The sequence below is a fragment of the Bradyrhizobium sp. 139 genome (assembly GCF_023074175.1).
Taxonomy (GTDB): Bacteria; Pseudomonadota; Alphaproteobacteria; order Rhizobiales; family Xanthobacteraceae; genus Bradyrhizobium.
Genome location: NZ_JADPKS010000105.1, coordinates 1 through 1905, shown reverse-complemented (window position 1 = coordinate 1905; position 1905 = coordinate 1). Strand labels below are relative to the sequence as shown.

General features: G+C 57.5%; 1 protein-coding gene and 2 pseudogenes. 2 read left to right on the top strand and 1 reads right to left on the bottom strand.

Annotated features, from left to right (window positions below; all coding sequences use genetic code 11):
* Nucleotides 1-197: pseudogene (locus IVA80_RS23770) on the top strand (IS5/IS1182 family transposase); the annotation flags it as partial.
* On the opposite strand, the gene IVA80_RS23765 reads toward IVA80_RS23770, so the two are convergent.
* On the bottom strand, nucleotides 194-763 hold the full coding sequence (locus IVA80_RS23765) for a hypothetical protein (protein WP_247436065.1): 570 nt from the start codon (nucleotides 761-763) through the stop codon (nucleotides 194-196). The pseudogene IVA80_RS23770 and the gene IVA80_RS23765 overlap by 4 nt on opposite strands.
* A gap of 990 nt (nucleotides 764-1753) precedes the next feature.
* On the opposite strand from IVA80_RS23765, the pseudogene IVA80_RS23760 reads away from it, so the two are divergent.
* A pseudogene (locus IVA80_RS23760) lies at nucleotides 1754-1905 on the top strand (IS256 family transposase); the annotation flags it as partial.

Below are 1905 nucleotides of genomic sequence, written 5' to 3'. Positions count from 1 at the left end.
TCGAACCCGTGATCGGCCATCTCAAAGCCGAGCATCGAATGGGCCGAAACTATCTCTGGTACCGCCAAGGCGACGCTGCCAACGCCATCCTCGCAGCCGTCGGCTACAACTTCCGCCGCCTGATCCGCTGGCTCAGGCTTTTGTTGTGCCAGATACTCCTCGCCCTTATGGCAACGATTCAACCCGCTCCGGCTTAAAACCGGCGTTCTTCACGGACGACTAGAGAGCGCGTCCAACTCCAAACGCCACCATCACAAACCGCCGCAGCAATGCGGCGGTCATAGGCAGCGAAATCAGTGGCCAAGACAGCTGATAGGCCATCGCCGTAAATGGCGATGCGACTGCCATCAACCTCCGGTCGACCGGACAGATAATCGAAACAACTCGACAATAAAAACTTCGAGGAACCTTCGACGTCGTCGTTAGATATAACCAGGACGGACAGGCGCCGGCCAATCACCACAGGTAAGAGCCGGCCGAGCAGCATCGCTCCTGTTTCTTCTTCGCTGCTAACACAAATGACTGCCGGGCCGGGTGAGCTTGGAGTAGTGGCAGGCAAGTAGTAGGCTAGAAGTTCGCCCCCGTCGCTGCACGCAATCGGCACGCTCTCCACCCTGTGGCCGAGGGCCGATCCGATTCTCTGAACGCCAGTTTCGACTTTGGCTGAAACGTCTTCATCTAGTGAACCGCTATAAGCAATTAGCCTCCTGGCGACCTCGAAGGCAGTTAGTGCGCTAAGCCAAGCTTCTGTGGCTTTATCCAAGGCTCTCCTGTGTATGTTGAGATCAGCAAGACGGCAATAAGCATCTCCAGTTTGCGTCCATGTTGCGGCCCACCTCTGGCGATCAGTTTCCGCACAGCCCTCCTCCGTCGGTAAACTGTCCAAGAACGCCGAAGCGTCCTGGCGTGCGGACGTGAGATCGCCCCTCACATGAGGCCAAGCACGAAACTCCATCGATTCGCCCCTCGTAGCCTTGGGTCGGCATGCAGTCGTACGGCTATGCGTGTGGAGACCAAAGTATCGTTAACTAGCTGCTCCTCACGCGTTGGCTTGCTTTCATCTCCCTATGACAAAATGCTAACAGGAGCCGATCGCCGCAATTTCCCAATGGAGGGCCATCAACTCCGAAATTCTGCGCCACCGGCCACTTGCGCGATTTTTATGTGCATCGAGCCGCGACTGTTCACGAGCAAAAGATGACAAGGGATGTGGGCGCCGGTGATCGCTCCGCCTAGAAGCGAATCGCGCGACCTCCAGCCCAGCGTTCGAATGGCAGTCTTTTAGAACCGCACCTGCCGATCTGCGAGTATGCAGTCGGCAGAAGCGTCGTTATCGATGTGAAAACGGCAGTTCTTCAATCGACCTTTGCGTACGGGTTCCGAGATCTTTCAAAGCTAGGCAGGCAAGTCGAAGATACCGAGATCGGGGCAAGCTGGCTCTCGTACACGTCTGCAGCGGCAGACGCTAGCACAACAATGCGTCGTGTACGGATGATTTGCGGCACCGTACTCCGAAGAACCCTAAACAACAGTGAGCTGCGTCGCTGGCGATGGCCTGAACACACGAAGCCGAAGAACACCGCGCCCACATCGGTCGAATGCTTGATAGTGTATCACGGACGATCGCCGGAGCGCGTTTGTGCCGCTGGTTGACGGCAGCGCGGCCTGCGGGCATCCCGCCACGGCGACAACGCCAAGCTGGACGCCGAGCTATGCAGGAAAGTGGGTGATGACGGAATGAGATAGGCGGCGTATCGAGGCGGGTGTCGAGCCTGCCAGAACCTCTCAAGGAGAGCGATACGCCACGAACGAGACTAGCAACATTGTCCCGCTTCGTCAGCCCGACGAGATCGATGATCCACTGACCAATATCCTGCGAGCTGGTGCGCGGCAGCTTCTGGCGCA